The organism is Pseudomonas sp. SDO5591_S426, assembly GCF_054070755.1.
The window spans coordinates 66044-82207 of the sequence record NZ_JBSVXD010000001.1; the positions used below are offsets into that span (position 1 = coordinate 66044).

Consider the following 16164-nt stretch of genomic DNA (forward strand, 5'->3'; position numbering starts at 1 on the left):
AAACTCTCTGAAATCAGTACTCAGAGCAGACCGATGTGAGCCGTACGGTAGATCTCTGGGAGCGAGGGAACGCAATGCCCGAGTTTCCTGTTAGCCATACCCGCAATAACGTCTGGAACCCGCCGCTGGCTGCGGATTCAGCCCATTCATATCCCCGCCGACTTCAGCTAAGCGTCATCGTCGTGATTGCATTGAACTCAGCCGATCCGGCCCTGGCCGTGGACTGCCCGGCGGGGCCGGTCTCGGTCAACGCCAGCGCCTGCACAGTGGTGCCTGCGACCACCATCACCGTCACCAGCGCCGCTATACCCGGGCTTAGTGCAACCGGGGCAGGCGGGAACATCGTGGCCGATGGCATCAACGTTAACCTTGGCCTCGGAGCATTGCCTCGAAACTTCATCGGCGCGCAGGCTCTGGGTGGAGGAACCATCAGTTTCAATGGCAGCACGATCACGACGGCACAGATTGGTACGGGCCAAAGAGGCCTTGTCGCAGACGGCGCCGGTAGCCTGATCAGTGCGACGGGCGCCACGATTACGCTAGGGCTCGGTGCAACGGCGGCCAGTGATTTGCTCGGCGTTGTCGCGCAGAACAGCGGCGCGGTGTTGTTGACCAACTCTACGGTAACAACCTTGGGCGGGACCAACGGGGTGGCCAATCATGGCCTGCAAGCCAGCGGAGTGGGCAGCCGGATTACTTTCAGTGGTGGTTCGGTCAGTGCGCTGGGGCGCGGTTCCTTTGCTGCACTGGCAGACAGCGGCGCTGTCGTGACACTCCAGGGCGGCGCGCAACTGGGCACCACTGGTGCGCAAATCGTCGCCGGTTCGCTCGGCAGCCACGCGGTTGTGGCACGAGGCAGCGGCAGCCAGGTCAATGGCACCGGAGTGACATTGACCGCGACCGGCACCTTTGCCAATGGTGCGCGTGCGGAAGACGGCGGGGCAGTGACCCTTTCCGGCAGTTCGGTCAACACCAGTGGCGTGGGCAACAAGTTGATCACCAACGTGCAGAACGCGGCCGCCATGGCCATATCCGGTGGCTCGATTCAGTTGAACGGCAACAGCACAGTCGTCACGTCCGGCCAATACAACCATGGCGTGATGGCCCAAGGCGCGGGTTCAAGCGCAACGGTGACCGATACCACGATCACTACCAACGGCAATGGCGCTGTCGGTGTGCGCGTAGCAGATGCAGCGACCACCGTGACCAATACAAGCATTTTTACCAACGGTTCCGGTGGCATCGGCACCTGGGCAGAGGGCCCGGGCTCGACACTGAATATCACCAACAGTCACATCACCACACAAAGCAATGTCGCGCCCGCGGTACGTGCCAGCCTCGGCTCTATTGCTGCTATCACGGGCGGCACGATCACCACCAATGGCCTCGACTCCGCCGGGTTGTCGGCGGGAGGCGGCGCGAACCTTACCGCTACCGATGTCACCACACTGACCACCGGCAACGACAACGCGATGGGTGTCATTGCTGACGCCGACGGGCAGATCACCCTCAATCGCGGGACGGTGACCACCACCGGCAGCCTGGTTCGGGCAGGCGCCCGACCGCATGCATTGGCTGCTCGGGGTAGCGGGGCGACGCTGGTTGCCAACGGTACAGTCGCCCGCACCCAGGGCAACGATGGCATGGGCGTGGTCGCCGATGACGGTGGTTCGGTGAGGCTCAATATTGATACCGCCAGCGGGGCGGGCGTGTCGGTCCGGACTGAAGGGTTGCGCAGCATCGGTTTGTTTTCCGTCGTCGAGCAGGTCGGACCGCAGTTTCTCGCGGACATCACCACCACCGGTGCCACAGTCGAGACGTTGGGTGCCAATGCCCACGGTGCGCTGGCCCAGCGAAACTTCCTGGCCGCTCCCGCCACGATCAATCTGAACACAACGTCGGTCACCACCCGTGGCGCTGATGCAGTGGGGCTGAGGGCGGTGTCGGCGGGCAGCGTTGTCGCCAACAACAGTGTCGTGCTGACTCAAGGTGTCGCGTCCCATGGTGTGATGGCCAGAGACGCCCAAGGCGGATTGCGCAGTTCAATGACGTTGAACCAGACGTCCGTCACCACCTCCGGTGCTGTCGCACATGGTGCCGTCGCGCAAGCCGGGGGGTTGGTCACTGGCAACAATTCGACTATCACTGCCAGCGGCGCGGATGCTTCGGCGCTTTATGCCATGGGCGCCGCGGGATTTGTCTCCAATGCCAATTTCAGCAACAGCGCCTTGAGCAACGCCAGCGGCGCGACCGTGGCAGTCGGCGGCGTTGCCGATGTTTCGCTGACCAACGCCACGGTGTCAGGCAGCGGCCAGTGGCTGCGCGTCGCCACTGCCGACAGTTTCGCGCCCTTGCCGCAACCGGCTGCGCCCATTACCGGCGTTCCCGACGTGCCGGAATTCGACGAAGTGGCCGGGCCGCCGCCCGTTGCGCTGCCAACCCCTGGAGCAATTCCCACCAATGTTCCGGGTCTGGCGAATATCGTCGCGACCAATTCAACGCTCACCGGCTCGGCATTGACCGATACCGGTAGCGTTTCCAACCTGACGTTGATCAACAGCACCTGGAACCTGACCGGCAACTCGAACCTGACCACCCTGGTCAACGATCCCAGCCTGATCGACTTCTCGGCGCCGGTCGGCGGCGTGTTCAAGACACTCACCGTCAACACCTACAGCGGCGACGGCGACATCGCCCTCAATACCTTTCTCGAAGGGGATGGATCACCTTCGGACAAATTGGTGATCGACAGCGGAACGGCAACGGGCAGCAGCCACCTGATCATTCGCAATGCTGCCGATGCCAGCGGCGTACTGGGTCGCGGCGCCTTGACCACCGGCAACGGCATCCAGGTGATTGACGCCGTCAATGGCGGCACCACTGCACCCGGCGCGTTTGCCCTTGGGGGGCCGGTGTATGCCGGTCCCTACGAATACACGTTGCATCGTTCCAGTACCGATAACAGCAACGAGCAGGCCTGGTATCTGCGCTCCAACGTGGCACCCGACGGACCGTCTCCGGGGCCCGATCCCGAGCCGGCGGTGCCCAATTTCCGTCCGCAAACTTCACTCTACGGTGCAGTGCCCGCGCTGGCACTGGTCTACAGCCGCAGCATCATCGATACGCTGCATGAACGGGTAGGGGAGGAGCGCCGCTTGACCGGCGCCCCGTTGCCGGCAGAAGACCAACAGGAATATGGCCCGTCACTGGGCTGGGGCCGGTTGATCTACCGCAGTGGTGAGCGCGAAAGCGATAACGGCCCCTTCGGCAATTCACCCGGCTACAACTATGACCTGAATGCTTTCCAGGTCGGCGTTGACCTGTATCGCAGTGAAGAAACCGACGGCAATACCGAACAGGCCGGTGTGTCCCTGGCCATCGGCAATATCAAAGGCGGTATCGATCATTACAACGGCGCCAATGCCGGTGAAGACGTATTACGCGCCTACAGCCTCGGCGGATACTGGACCCACTTCGACCCCGAAGGCTGGTATCTGGATACCGTGCTGCAACTCAATCGATTCGACATCGAAGCCAAACCCGGCAATATCGGAAAACTCAAGACAGACGGCTGGGGGTACACAGCGTCACTGGAAGGCGGTTATCCCTTTGAAGTCCGCAAAGACCTCTACATCGAGCCGCAAGCGCAAATCATCTATAGCTACGTGGAACTCGACGACAGCGATGACCTGGCCGCTGACGTGCGTTTCGAGGACGTCGATTCATTGATCGGGCGGCTGGGAGTGCGTATCGACAAGGACTGGTTCCGCGAAGACGACGATGGCAAGACCCGCCGCACCAACGGTTGGATTCGGCCGAGTATCTGGCATGAATTCAAGGGCGAGCCGAAGACCGAGTTTTCTTCAGCCAACGGCTTTGTGCCTTTCGAGGCCGACATTGGCGGCACCTGGGGCGAGATCAATCTAGGGGTGGACTATCAGGCCAACGAACGCACCACGTTCTATGTGTCTGCCGGCTATCAACGTGCCTTTGACGGCGAGAGCCACAGTTACGAAGGAATGCTCGGGGTCAAGGTGGCGTTCTAGCCTCGTCATTGGCGAATTGTCGTATCGCCCCCCCCCGAACAGGGGAGTTCTGCGCAGGGCATGAACATCCGAGCATAGGGCACACGCGCCCTGACAGGATTTTTGTGCATGACGTCCATGACTGACTCCCCCTATGCCGCCTTGATCGGGCGTAGCGAACAGACGACCGAACATTTGAGTGTCAGCCTGGCCAAGCGCATTGCAGCGACGCTGGGTGAATCGGCGCCAGCTTCGGGACAGACGCTGCCTGCCTTGTGGCACTGGGCATTTTTCCAGCCAGCAATGGAAGAAGAAGGCCTCGGGAACGACGGCCATCCAGCCCACAGCAGCCTTTTACCGGCGATCCAGAATCGCAATCGGATGTGGGCGGGCGGACGTGTTGAGTTTCTTGAGGCTCTGCGTGTTGGCGTTGAAGCCACCCGAATCACAACCGTGCTGAAGATCGAAGAAAAAAGCGGACGCACCGGCTCACTGCTGTTTGCCACCCTGCGCCACGACTATGTGCAGGACGGGCGCCTGGCGATTCGCGAGGAGCAGGATATTGTCTATCGCGAGCCAACCCCGCCCAGACTTGCCAGCGGCGAAGCATTGCCCCTCGCGGGTTGGCAAGAGTCGATAACGCCCACGCCGGTCCTGTTGTTTCGCTACAGCGCGGTGACTTTCAACAGTCACCGCATCCACTACGACTGGCCGTATGTCACCGAAACCGAAGGTTACCCCGGCCCGGTGGTGCATGGACCACTCATTGCCACGCTCAACCTGCGCGCCTTCTGCCGGGCGAACCCGCAAGCGCGGGTGCGGCACTTTGAGTATCGCGGCATTCGTCCGTTGATTTCGCCGCACCCCTTCATCGTTGGCGGGCGCCTCTACGCGCCTGGCAGGGCTGAGTTGTGGGCCGGCAACGAGGCTGGCGTGGCGCAGCGTGCCGAACTGACTTTCGACTGACTTTTCGTTCCTGGCTTTTGCCTTGCACCACAACAACAAGAATCGAGGAAAACCGATGAACCGCAACAGTGACGAACTCAATGCGATCCGTGAAGGTGTGCGTGCGTTGTGCGCTGAATTCGATGCCGCTTACTGGCGTGGGATTGATGAGCAAAAAGGCTTTCCGGAAGCCTTCGTCGACGCATTGACCAAGGCCGGCTGGTTGGCGGCGATGATTCCGCTGCAGTACGGCGGCTCAGGGTTGGGCCTTGCCGAAGCCTCGGTGATCCTGGAAGAAGTGAACCGTTGCGGCGGCAATTCCGGCACGGTGCACGGGCAGATGTACAACATGTTCACCTTGCTGCGAAATGGCAGCGAAGCGCAAAAAAGCTACTACCTGCCCAAACTGGCCAGCGGAGAACTGCGCCTGCAATCGATGGGCGTCACCGAGCCGACCACGGGCACCGACACCACCAAGATCAAGACCAGCGCCGTGCGCAAGGGCGACAAGTACGTGATCAACGGCCAGAAAGTGTGGATCTCACGCATCCAGCATTCCGACCTGATGATTCTGTTGGCTCGCACCACACCGCTGGCCGACGTGAAGAAAAAGTCCGAGGGCATGTCGATTTTCCTCGTCGACCTGCGCGAAGCCATCGGCAACGGACTGACCGTGCAGCCGATTGCCAACATGGTCAATCACGAGACCAACGAATTGTTCTTCGACAACCTGGAGATTCCGGCCGACAGCCTGATTGGCGAGGAGGGCAAAGGCTTCAAATACATCCTCGATGGCCTGAACGCCGAGCGCACCCTGATCGCCGCCGAGTGCATCGGCGATGGTCGTTGGTTCATTGAAAAGGCCAGCGCCTATGCCCGCGACCGGGTGGTGTTCGGCCGGCCGATTGGACAGAACCAGGGCGTGCAGTTCCCGATTGCCGAGGCTCATATCGAAATCGAAGCCGCGGACCTGATGCGCTGGCGTGCCTGCGAGGAATACGACAGCGGGGTCAACGCCGGCGCCAGCGCCAACATGGCCAAATACCTGGCCGCCAAGGCGTCCTGGGAAGCAGCCAACGCGTGCCTGCAAACCCACGGTGGCTTTGGCTTCGCCTGCGAATACGACGTGGAGCGCAAATTCCGAGAGACGCGGCTTTATCAGGTTGCGCCGATTTCCACCAACCTGATTCTTTCGTATGTAGCCGAGCACTTGCTCGAGCTGCCGCGCAGCTTCTAGGGGCCATAGCCATGACTGATAAAACCCTGAATTTGCGCCCCCTCGATGGCATCACCGTGGTCAGCCTCGAACACGCCATTGCCGCGCCGTTTTGCACGCGGCAACTGGCGGACCTGGGTGCGCGGGTGATCAAGGTCGAACGGCCCGGCAGCGGCGATTTTGCCCGTGGCTATGACCAACGCGTGCGCGGCATGGCCTCGCATTTCGTCTGGACCAATCGCTCCAAGGAAAGCATCGCACTGGATCTCAAGCAACAGGAAGCTCAGGTCATTCTCGAGCAGCTATTGCAGCAAGCCGACGTGCTGGTGCAAAACCTGGCGCCGGGCGCTGCTGCACGCATGGGCCTGTCGTTCGAGGCATTGCATAAGGACTACCCGCAATTGATTGTTTGCGACATTTCCGGTTATGGCGAAGGCGGCACCTACGAAGACAAAAAGGCTTACGACCTGCTGATCCAGAGTGAAAGCGGCTTTCTCTCGGTCACTGGCAATGGTGAGGAGGAGGGCATGGCCAAGGCTGGTTGCTCGATCGCCGACATTTCCGCCGGTATGTATGCCTACACCGGCATTCTTTCGGCGCTGTTGTTGCGGGACAAAACCGGGAAGGGCAGTCGAGTCGAAGTTTCGATGCTGGAAAGCCTGGTGGAATGGATGGGTTTCCCGATGTACTACGCCTTTGAAGACGCCACGCCGCCGCAGCGCACGGGTGCGTCTCACGCGACGATTTATCCCTATGGGCCATTCCCGTCAGGCGACGGCGGCACCGTCATGATCGGGCTGCAAAACGAGCGTGAGTGGGTGCAGTTCTGCGGCCAGGTGCTTCAGCGTCCCGAGCTGATCGCCGACGAGCGTTTTTCCGCCAACTTCAAACGCTCGGACAACCGTCAGGCCTTGCGCGCAATCATTGTCGAAGTGTTCGTCCAACTGGATGCCGCGACCGTCATCGAAAGACTCGATGCCGCGCAAATCGCCAATGCCCAGGTCAACGACATGTCCGGCGTCTGGGATCATCCGCAGCTCAAGGCGCGCAACCGCTGGACCGAGGTCGCCAGCCCGGTGGGCATCCTGCCCACACTGCTGCCACCTGCCAACAGCAACGCGTTTTCACCCCGCATGGCGGCAGTACCGGGGCTTGGTCAACACAGCATCAAGTTGCTGATTGAATTGGGTTACAGCGCCATCGATATTCAACGCCTGAGCGAAACAGGCATCGTCCAGAACGGTTGAGGGAGTGTTGTGTATGTCCAGTCTGTTTGTTCGCACGGCGCTGTTTGTGCCGGGCAATCGTCCTGAACGGTTTGCCAAGGCGTTGGCCAGTGGTGCCGACGCGGTGATCATCGACCTCGAGGATGCCGTGCCCAGCGCGGAAAAAGCGGCGGCGCGCCAGCACCTGGCGCAGTTCATCCTGTGGAACAGGGACGTGCAGCTGCTGGTGCGGATCAACGCCACCGGCACCGTGGAACACGAAGCCGACCTTGAGGTGTGTCGTCAGCATCCGGACGTGGTCGGGATCATGTTGCCCAAGGCCGAGTCCGCCGCTAAGGTGAACCATGTCGCCACCAGCGGCAAAGCGGTCTGGCCCATCATCGAAAGTGCCCGGGGCATGCTCTCGATCACCGAAATCGCCGCCTGCGCCGGGGTTCAGCGCCTGACGTTCGGCGCACTCGATCTTGCGCTCGACCTGGGGTTGAAGGCTGGTAGTCCAGCCGCCGAAACGGTGTTCGACCAAACCCGTTTTGCACTGCTGTTGCATTCACGGGTCAATGACCTGCAGCCGCCGCTGGACAGCGTCTATCCGAATTTCGAAGATGACACCGGGCTTGCCAACGCCATGCGACGTGGTCGCGATATGGGCATGGCCGGCGCCTTGTGCATCCATCCGCGTCAGGTGAATGTCGTGCACTCAGCCCTGGCGCCCAGCGCAGAAGAAAAAGCATGGGCACAGCGCATCGTCAGCGCGGCTGAGTCCGGAGAGGCAGCGTTCAAGGTTGACGGGGAAATGGTCGACGCGCCGGTGCTGGGTCGAGCACGAAGGTTGTTGGCGATTAACTAGGTTGATCACAGCACGGCTGGCAGTCTCAAACGGGAGGAGCCAGACACTGGGCCAGAAACGTCATGACAGCCTGCACCGACGCGGTATGACGAATATCGTTGTGAGTCACCAGCCATACTTCGCGCTCTAACGCGGGGCCGGAAATGGCGGCAGGCTTCAGTGAATATTGTTCACCGAGAAAGTAGGGCAGTGCTGCAAGTCCGACACCTGCTTTCGCAGCCATGGCCTGAATGTTCAGATCGTTGCTGCGTAGCAGGATTGGACGATCAGCGGCCTGTTTCAGCAGCCATACCTGCTGAGTGGTTTGTTCCATGCTTTCGTCATAGGCGATGAAGGTCAGTTGGTCGGCAGGCGTTCGATCCAGATAGTCGGCTGAACCATATAAGGCAAACGCAATGGTGGCGACTTTTCGGGCAACAAAGTCCGGCTCTGTGGGGCGACTCAAGCGAATGGCAACGTCCGCTTCCCGACGGGTGAGGGAGGCGCTGCCAAGGTTGCCCAACAATTGCAAAGACAGTTGAGGATGTTCCTGACGAAGTTTTCCCAGATGCGGCGCGATCAATGAGCAGGCCAGCGCGGGTGGCGCGCTGACGGTCACCTCTCCGACTGCCCCGGCCTGACCTGCCAGCGCACTACGCTCCACGGCGAAGGATTCGACTTCCATGCGCTTGCCCAGTTTGGCAATACGCTCACCGTCCGCCGTCAGCTCATAGGACCTGGGGCGACGGTCTACCAGCTTCAGGTTCAGTGAGGCTTCCAGTGCGCTGATTCGCCTCGCTACCGTTGCGTGATCGACCTTCAACTTGCGAGCGGCTGCGGATAACGATTGTTCCTGGGCAAACACCGAGAAGTAGCGCAGATCTTCCCAATCAAACATGACATTACTCCTTCGTCCAATCAAGCCACCGATGGGGCGGGTTACAAGCAACATCAGCTCTGGGCGATGGACGCCGGGTGCTTGCTCAATGGCGTGACTTCCAGTGCCATGAACGGAAACAAAGGCAGGGTGCTGAGGATTTCGTGAAGCTCGTCGTTACTGTCCACGTCGAAAATGCTGACGTTTGCCCACTTGCCAGCCACCCGCCACAGATGAAGCCATTTGCCTTGGCGCTGAAGATTCTGCGCCAGCTTCATCTCCGCTGCGCTGAGGTTTCGAATTTTTTCCTGATCCGCGTCGTGGGGAATGTGGATCTGCATCGCTACTTGAAACAGCATACGTGTCTCCTGTTAATCAAAGGCGACTATGCGCCTGCGTGGCTTCATTACAGGAGCGGGCAATTAAAAGTTCAACTGACTTTTGGGGGGATGAAGATTGAGAAAAAGCCAATCGTAACTTCAAGTATTCAAAAAAGTGATTGTGAATTTCTGCACATCAGCTCCGCATTTTCGGCCGTATGTAGGCTAAAGAGCAGTCTGTATGCTCGCCTCACTACGGAAATTCAGGCGGAGTATCAACAATGACTACTGAAGCGAGAGTTGACAATACACTCGGTGTGATGCGGGCAGCGTGGGTCATCACAGCCATTTTTATACTGTCCAACGCAGCAACGCCGTTATATGGCTTCTGGCAGGATAAATTGGGATTTGCGTCAGGAATATTGACCGTAATTTTTGGCTGTTACATTCTCGGTTTGTTAATAACATTAGTTATAGCCGGCCAACTTTCTGATCACTATGGTCGCAAGGCGATATTGCTGCCGGGCATTGGGATTGCCATCGTGGCCGCGCTGCTATTTGAAGCGGCAGACAGTGTTTTGGTCTTGATGCTTGCACGCTTTTTAACAGGCGTTTCAGTGGGTATCGTTGTTTCGGCGGGAATGGCCAACGTCGTTGAGCAGACGTCGTCGCATCGCCGGCAATTTGCTTCGTTAATGGCCTCTGTCGCCATGGTGGCGGGCGCTGGATCGGGGCCGCTCTTAGCGGGATTAATAGCCCACTACTATGCGGATCCGATCCGCCTGGTGTTCAGCGCTGAAATCTTGCTGTTGCTGCTTGCGCTGGTCGCTGTTCTTCGCCAGCCACACCGCAAGCTAGGCACAGGAGTGTTTCGTCCCAAGCTTCCTTCTATTCCAAAGCAGAGCATTGGCATCGTGTTGCTGGGCGTCACGTTTTTCGGGCCCGGCATAACGGCCACGTCTTTTGTACTCTCCTTGGGACCGAAGATGCTCGCGACACTGTTGCATACCAATCAGCCGCTTCTGAGTGGGGTGATGGCATTTTTTATGTTTCTTGTCGCGGTGCTTGTGCAATTCGCGATCAAGCCCTTCGGTGTTAAACGAATGTTCGCGTTGAGCGGTATCTGGACGATTGTCGGGATGATCAGCTTGTGGCTTGCGCTGCACCTCGATTCTGCGGCCTGGATTCTGGTAGGCGCTTTATTGGCGGGTGCCGGTCAAGGCCTGGGTCAATTGGGCGGGTTGACGCTAATTGCCGAAAACGTGCCGGCCAATCGCCGCGCTGAAGCGAACGCGATCTTCAATATCGGCGGATACATTCCAGCGGGCATCATTCCAGTCGCCACGGGTTATCTGATTGAGTTTTTTGGTCTGGAAGTGGGCGTGACCGCGCTTGCCTGTTTCATTGCCGGCAGCGCTCTGTTGGCGTTGGGCGGATTGGCGAAGACCAGGACAGTCTCCTGAGTGTTAGAGTGTTCTTCGATGTCCGTTCTTAAGGGCCCTCCACTCGATTCGCGTATTCGTGCCAAACGGTTCTGGCGAACGAACAGGGCTCAAAAACCGTGTATCTATCGTTAAGTGAAAAATGAATCGTCCGCTGTTTGTTTCTCTAGATGGACCCAAGGGAGCCGGGAAAACCACATTGTTGGAAGCCGTTACGAAAGCACTGAGGGCAGACAACAAAAAAGTGATCCGGCTTTGCGAGAAAAAAAGCGATCCCTTTCGGGGGGAAACAATGACCCTCGTAAACCAACTCGTCAGAAATCCCACTCGGGATTTGGAGTTGGAGGTTTGTGAGCGCTTTGCTGATAGCCGTGCCTGGATGTCCCGGCACGTCCTGGCTAAACAGCCACCAGACAGCATCGTCTTGATCGATCGCTGGTATCCGTCGGATGCTGCGTTTCGGCGAATAGTCCCGTTTGCAGAGATTCTGCAGTTGAACCTTGATCGAAACGTGCAAGTGCCAGACCTGCATGTCGGGGTTGTCACCGCCCCTGATATTTCATGGGCGAGGGCAGCGGCACGATCGCGTGGATTGAGCAGTACTGTGATCCATAAGCTGGAAGAACATATCGCTTGTACCAACGCGTTCGAGCGAGCGGTTGCGGATCACGGCTGGGTTTTATGCCGTAATGAAGGAACGATCGAAGAGGCAATGAAGCAGGTGGTTTCCGAGATTTATAGAGTCCTTCGATGCCCCGCAGGCGAAGTTCGCCGGTCTTGATGCGGTTGAAAATGCTGGAGTGCTCGATTCAAAGGCACGAGATCAATCCAGATTCCGCGCCGAGTTGGTCAACGCACGAGAGCATTGCAACAGCGCCGGAGCCAGTTGCCGCTCGGCATCCGCGCGACTCCAGCGACTGGTGGGTGCTACCACATGCACCGCCGCTACCGGCCGGCCGTTAGCCCCCAGCACCGGTGCACCGATGGTCATATCGCCGAGGAAAAGTTCCTGGGTATTGACTGCATAACCTTGCTCGCGCACCACCTGCAGCGATTCCAGAATACTGTCGACCTGCGTCAGCGTATGGCTGGTATGGGCGACTCGCTGACTATGTTCGATTAACACCAACGCTTCATCCTGGGGCAGGGCACTTAAGTAAGCCCTGCCTGACGCTGTGCAATACATCGGCACACGCGAGCCGATCGGCATATGCACCGGCACAAAACCTGAGCTGACGAAGCGCGCAATGTAGGTCATGTCGTATCCCGCTGGCTCCGTAAGGCAGGAGGTCTCTCCGGTCAGTCGCGTCAGTTCGGAAAGGAACGGGTTGGCCACTTCAATCAGCGAATGAGCATCCAGGTAACTGAACCCCAGCTCCAGCACACGCGGTGTCAGTTGGTAATGACGTGTGCGCGGGTGTTTCCGAAGGTAACCAAGGCTTTCCAGGGTAAACACCATGCGCTGGGCGGAGCTTTTCGTCATGCCGGCGGCGTCAGCCACCTCTGCAAGGCTCATGCTACGGCGCTGTGCGCTGAAAGCCTTGAGCACTGACAAGCCTTTTTCCAAGGATTGATTGTGCAAACTGTTGCGTTCTTCTGGCATGGCGAACTCGTTGTCAGATTGATCAATTACAGGGAGATTTCTACAGCATAAAGCAAAAATAGACCATTAAATATCGCATATCGATACGAACAGATCATTTATAGCGTTTTGTGAATCGATATTCGCCATATTTCAATCGGAATGGCATGAGGCTTGCGATTGTTCTCCTGCCGCCAGCGGTACTGACGATCCGTTTTCCTTTTGGAGTAACCCGATGAACAGTCTTTCACACTTGTTTCGCCATCTTGCCTTCGGTCTGTGCGCCACCGTTTGCGTTACCACCGTGCACGCTGCCAGTGCAACCTCGTACAAAGTGGGTGCAACAGCCAGCGGTTCGCCGTTTACCTTTCTCGATATCAAGAGCAATAGCATCCAGGGGGTGATGGTCGATGTCGCCGAAGCGGTGGGCAAGGCCGGCGGCTTCACCAGCCAGATCGAACAAACCAACTTCGCCGCGCTCATTCCCTCTCTGACCTCCGACAAGCTCGACTTCATTTCCGCCGGCATGCTGAAAACCGAAGAGCGAAAAAAGGTCGTCGACTTCAGTAACCCGGTCTACGCCTACGGTGAAGGTCTGATCATCAGCGCCGATGACAATGCCGCCTACCCCGACCTGAGTTCGCTCAAAGATCAGGTCGTGGGTGTGCAGGCCGGCACCATCTTTTACGACCAGCTCAACAAGCTCGGCATCTTCAAGGAAATCCGCACCTACGACTCCATTGGCGAGATGGTCCGTGACCTGTCCCTGGGTCGCATCAAGGCCGCTGTCGGTGACCAACCGGTGGTTGCGTATCAGATCCGCCAGAATCTATTCAAAGGCGTGAAACTGGCCGCCGACTACAAACCCACTAATGTCGGCGAGGTTTGCCTTGTGGTGCGCAAGGGCGATACCGAAACCCTCGAGCGATTGAACCAGGCCATCGCCAGCATCAAGGCTGACGGAACCTTGGCCAGTATCCTCAAGAAGTGGGGGCTCGATGCCCAGGTGAACCTATGAGCCCCACTGAATTCCTGCAAAGCGCCGTGGATTTTTTACCCATCCTGCTTCAGGGCGCCTGGGTGACTATCCAGATCACCGTGCTGTCATTCCTCCTCAGCAGCGCCATCGGCCTGGTGCTGGCATTGCTCAAGCTGTCGCCGATCCGCGCGCTGTCAGTGGCGGCGAGCACGGTGATCAACGTGATTCGCGGCCTGCCGATCATCGTGCAGCTGTTTTACATTTATTTCGTGTTGCCGGACATGGGCGTGCACCTCAGCGCCTTCCAGGCCGGGGTGATCGGCATGGGTATCGCTTACTCCGCCTATCAGGCTGAAAACTTTCGCACCGGCATCATCGCCGTGGAGCAAGGACAGCGCGAAGCCGCCGAAGCCTTGGGAATGCGCTCGGTATTGATGATGCGCCGCGTGATTCTGCCCCAGGCATTCCGCATCGCACTTCCGCCCTATGGCAACACGTTGGTGATGATGCTCAAGGACTCGTCACTGGTGTCCACCATTACCGTCGCCGAGATGACCCGCCAGGGGCAATTGATTGCCTCATCCACCTTTCAGAACATGACTGTTTACACCCTGGTAGCTCTGCTTTACCTGCTGATGAGCCTGCCGTTGGTGTATGGCCTGCGTCGCATGGAACAGCATCTGGGCCGGAGGAAAAAAGCATGATCAAGATTCGACAGCTGCAAAAACATTACGGCAACCACCGCGTACTGCACGGAGTGGATCTGGACGTGGCCAAGGGTGAAGTGGTGTGTCTGATTGGCCCCTCTGGCTCGGGCAAATCCACGCTACTGCGCTGTATCAATGCACTGGAAACCTACGATGGCGGCGCCATCACCGTGTTCGGCGAAACCGTGCAACGCAGCAGTAAAACCGTGCACGCGCTCAGAAGTCGCATGGGCATGGTGTTCCAGCGTTTCAACCTGTTTCCCCATCGCACCGTATTGGAAAACGTCATGGAAGGCCCGGTATACGTCAAAGGTGAGTCACCCACTCAAGCACGCGAAGAAGCCCTGGCGTTACTGGAAAAAGTCGGCCTGTCGGCAAAGGCGCAATCCTATCCGGAACAACTTTCCGGCGGTCAGCAACAACGGGTGGCCATCGCGCGTGCCTTGGCGATGAAGCCCGAAGCCATGCTGTTCGACGAACCTACCTCGGCCCTCGACCCTGAGCTGGTGGGCGATGTACTGGAAGTCATGCGTACCTTGGCGGATGAAGGCATGACCATGATCGTGGTCACCCATGAAATGGGTTTTGCTCGCGAAGTGGCCGACCGCGTGTGCTTCCTCCATGGCGGTTACATCGTTGAAAGCGGCCCGGCAGAGCAAGTGCTGGGCAATCCGCAGCAACCGCGAACCCAGGACTTTTTGCGCCGGGTACTGCATCCGACCGCCAGCACCCGGAGCCTGTCATGAAGTCACTTTGGGCCGCGACTGCGCCAACAGCCGTACCGACGCCTGCGTTGATTGAATCGTTGAAGGTAGATGTGGCGATTGTGGGGGCAGGATATACCGGCTTGTCGACGGCCCTGCATCTGGCTGAGAAGGGTGTAAGTGTCTGCGTCCTGGAAGCCAACGAACCTGGCTGGGGGGCCTCGGGCCGTAATGGTGGGCAGGTCAACCCGACGTTGAAATACGATCCGGATCAACTGGTGCAAATGTACGGTGCTGAGCGCGCTGAACCGTTGATCGATGTTGTGTCGAACTCTGCTGACCTGGTGTTCAGTTTGATCAAGCGGCATGAGATTGATTGCGCGCCGGTGCGAAAGGGATGGATGCAGGTTTCCTACTCGGACAAAGGCGTGGCCGGGCTGCATGCCCGTGCGGATCAATGGGCCCGGCGTGGCGTGCCAGTGCAGTGTCTGGACGCGAGAACAGTGGCGACTCGTATGGGCAGTGAAGCTTTTGCCGGCGGTTGGCTGGATGGTCGAGCCGGGGCGATTCAGCCTTTGTCTTATGCACGCGGATTGGTGCGTGCGGCGCTGGCCGCAGGTGTGCGGATTCATGGCCAGAGCGCCGTGACTGCGTTGCAGCGTCATGGCTCCGGGTGGCAATTGCAGACCGCTGGCGGCGCACAAGTAACGGCGGATCAGGTGGTGCTGGCAACCAACGGCTACAGCAGTAACCTGTGGCCTGGCATGGCGCAAAGCATATTGGCTGCCAATAGTTTTATCGTTGCCACCAAACCGTTGAGTGGGTCTGTTGCCGACAGTATTTTGCCTGGACAGGAAACGGTTTCTACGGCGCAACGATTACTGCTGTATTTCCGTAAGGATGCCTACGGACGTCTGTTGATGGGCGGGCGCGGCTTGTTCAACGATCCCACTGGGCCGACGGACTTTGCTCACCTTGAGCGCTCGCTGGCATTACTGTTTCCGCAGTTGGGGCCACTGGAGTTTGAGTATCACTGGGCTGGACGGATCGCCATCACTCGAGATTTCATGCCCCATGTCCATGAACCGGCACCAGGGCTGACCTTGGCGCTTGGGTGTAATGGGCGGGGGATCGCTTTGTGTACCAGTCTTGGGCAACAGTTGGCCGGGCGCTTATGTGATAACCGCGCGGCATTTGCGTATCCGGTGTCGCCATTGCAGCGGCTGCCATTACATGGATTGCAGAGGTTCTATATTGGCGCGGGAGTGGCGTGGTATAGCTTGTTGGATCGGTTGAATGTGAGCTGAGGATTCTT

At 58.6% G+C, this 16164-nt stretch carries 14 protein-coding genes; 11 read left to right on the top strand and 3 right to left on the bottom strand.

Annotated features, from left to right (window positions below; all coding sequences use genetic code 11):
* Nucleotides 1–182 precede the first annotated feature (182 nt).
* From ACW9JC_RS00250 to ACW9JC_RS00270, 5 genes are all read left to right on the top strand, one after another.
* Nucleotides 183–4046, top strand: a complete 3864-nt coding sequence (locus tag ACW9JC_RS00250) for an autotransporter outer membrane beta-barrel domain-containing protein (protein WP_457452818.1) — start codon at nucleotides 183–185, stop codon at nucleotides 4044–4046.
* Nucleotides 4047–4163: 117 nt separating this feature from the next.
* On the top strand, nucleotides 4164–4991 hold the full coding sequence (locus ACW9JC_RS00255) for an FAS1-like dehydratase domain-containing protein (RefSeq protein ID WP_457452907.1): 828 nt from the start codon (nucleotides 4164–4166) through the stop codon (nucleotides 4989–4991).
* Between the two features lie 55 nt (nucleotides 4992–5046).
* Nucleotides 5047–6207: an acyl-CoA dehydrogenase family protein gene (locus tag ACW9JC_RS00260; protein WP_338580892.1), complete on the top strand. Its 1161-nt coding sequence runs from the start codon at nucleotides 5047–5049 to the stop codon at nucleotides 6205–6207.
* A gap of 11 nt (nucleotides 6208–6218) precedes the next feature.
* Complete coding sequence (locus ACW9JC_RS00265; protein ID WP_457452820.1) at nucleotides 6219–7433, top strand: CaiB/BaiF CoA transferase family protein; 1215 nt, start codon at nucleotides 6219–6221, stop codon at nucleotides 7431–7433.
* A gap of 13 nt (nucleotides 7434–7446) precedes the next feature.
* Nucleotides 7447–8259 (top strand): HpcH/HpaI aldolase/citrate lyase family protein, encoded by an 813-nt coding sequence (locus ACW9JC_RS00270; protein ID WP_457452822.1) that lies wholly within the window; start codon nucleotides 7447–7449, stop codon nucleotides 8257–8259.
* Nucleotides 8260–8284: 25 nt separating this feature from the next.
* Here the strand turns inward: ACW9JC_RS00270 and ACW9JC_RS00275 are convergent, their stop codons facing one another.
* Together ACW9JC_RS00275 and catC are read right to left on the bottom strand one after the other, a co-directional pair.
* Nucleotides 8285–9136, bottom strand: a complete 852-nt coding sequence (locus tag ACW9JC_RS00275) for a LysR family transcriptional regulator (protein ID WP_457452909.1) — start codon at nucleotides 9134–9136, stop codon at nucleotides 8285–8287.
* Between the two features lie 53 nt (nucleotides 9137–9189).
* Nucleotides 9190–9474 carry a muconolactone Delta-isomerase gene (gene catC / locus ACW9JC_RS00280; protein WP_457452824.1) on the bottom strand — a complete coding sequence of 95 codons (285 nt, stop codon included), beginning with the start codon at nucleotides 9472–9474 and terminating at the stop codon, nucleotides 9190–9192.
* Between the two features lie 242 nt (nucleotides 9475–9716).
* Here catC and ACW9JC_RS00285 point away from each other — a divergent pair, with 242 nt between their 5' ends.
* Entirely contained in the window at nucleotides 9717–10898 is a 1182-nt protein-coding gene (locus ACW9JC_RS00285; protein ID WP_457452826.1) for an MFS transporter, read from the top strand.
* A 121-nt stretch (nucleotides 10899–11019) separates the two neighbouring features.
* The gene (locus ACW9JC_RS00290; protein WP_457452828.1) at nucleotides 11020–11658 is read left to right on the top strand and encodes a dTMP kinase; all 639 of its coding nucleotides are present in this window, start codon (nucleotides 11020–11022) and stop codon (nucleotides 11656–11658) included.
* Between the two features lie 42 nt (nucleotides 11659–11700).
* Here ACW9JC_RS00290 and ACW9JC_RS00295 read toward each other — a convergent pair whose 3' ends face one another.
* Nucleotides 11701–12480, bottom strand: a complete 780-nt coding sequence (locus tag ACW9JC_RS00295; protein ID WP_448107910.1) for an IclR family transcriptional regulator — start codon at nucleotides 12478–12480, stop codon at nucleotides 11701–11703.
* 214 nt (nucleotides 12481–12694) lie between these two features.
* Between ACW9JC_RS00295 and ACW9JC_RS00300 the strand changes: the two genes are divergently transcribed.
* The 4 genes from ACW9JC_RS00300 to ACW9JC_RS00315 are packed head-to-tail and all read left to right on the top strand — an operon-like array spanning nucleotide 12695 to nucleotide 16156.
* A complete protein-coding gene (locus ACW9JC_RS00300; protein ID WP_457452830.1) occupies nucleotides 12695–13477 on the top strand; it encodes an ABC transporter substrate-binding protein in 783 nt (260 codons plus the stop codon).
* Nucleotides 13474–14142 carry an amino acid ABC transporter permease gene (locus ACW9JC_RS00305; RefSeq protein WP_338580908.1) on the top strand — a complete coding sequence of 223 codons (669 nt, stop codon included), beginning with the start codon at nucleotides 13474–13476 and terminating at the stop codon, nucleotides 14140–14142. The genes ACW9JC_RS00300 and ACW9JC_RS00305 overlap by 4 nt, the downstream gene beginning before the upstream one ends.
* Complete coding sequence (locus ACW9JC_RS00310) at nucleotides 14139–14891, top strand: amino acid ABC transporter ATP-binding protein (RefSeq protein WP_457452832.1); 753 nt, start codon at nucleotides 14139–14141, stop codon at nucleotides 14889–14891. The genes ACW9JC_RS00305 and ACW9JC_RS00310 overlap by 4 nt, the downstream gene beginning before the upstream one ends.
* Entirely contained in the window at nucleotides 14888–16156 is a 1269-nt protein-coding gene (locus ACW9JC_RS00315) for an NAD(P)/FAD-dependent oxidoreductase (protein WP_457452834.1), read from the top strand. The genes ACW9JC_RS00310 and ACW9JC_RS00315 overlap by 4 nt, the downstream gene beginning before the upstream one ends.
* The last annotated feature ends 8 nt before the right edge of the window (nucleotides 16157–16164 follow it).